Annotated in this window: 1 pseudogene; it reads left to right on the top strand. The window is 57.8% G+C overall.

The window, feature by feature from the left end:
* A pseudogene (locus EN780_RS39455) lies at positions 1 to 211 on the top strand (hypothetical protein); the annotation flags it as partial.
* Between the last annotated feature and the right edge of the window lie 337 nt (positions 212 to 548).

Genomic DNA, 548 nt, shown 5'->3' with positions numbered 1-548 from the left:
CGGCAACAAAGATCGGGCGATCGAGTTGATCGAGATGGCATTGAAATCGCAGGGCGGTCCGGAGCGTATCCGGGACCAAGATGAACAGGACGAAATATCGCATTTGCTGCAGTTCCTGGCCTACTTCAAGGGTGAGAAGGTTTGTTACGGCGCTCTGTGTGCGGCTCCAAACAATGGCCGATTCGACAGTTGGTATACCGTTTGCGGCTGACCGCCAGCTTATGTGAGGGACAGAATTGGCCGGGCGGACAGCTCTTGATGCGAACGGCGCAAACCCCCGCCCGGCTTGCGAAATCACCTGGGCCGCTCTTTTGGACCTAAGTCCGAAGGACTGCGGCCTTCTACGATGCCCGCCTTTGTTTAGGCGGGCTATGAGCTGAGCTACGGGTTTTGCCCGCTTCTAACCGTTCGCCAGCCTAGCGCAGGTGCCTCTCAACACCTCCACCACACCAAGGTTTCATGCGGGTAGCGAATTCGATCTTGGCGGCATGGCCATTAAGCACATGGGATGGCCTCGCTGGCGGCATGCCTGTGATCTGGTGCTGCAG

The organism is Mesorhizobium sp. M4B.F.Ca.ET.089.01.1.1, from assembly GCF_004022605.1.
Classification (GTDB): domain Bacteria; phylum Pseudomonadota; class Alphaproteobacteria; order Rhizobiales; family Rhizobiaceae; genus Mesorhizobium; species Mesorhizobium abyssinicae.
Note: the sequence above shows the minus strand (reverse complement) of the source record. Positions and strands in the feature narration are given on the sequence as shown.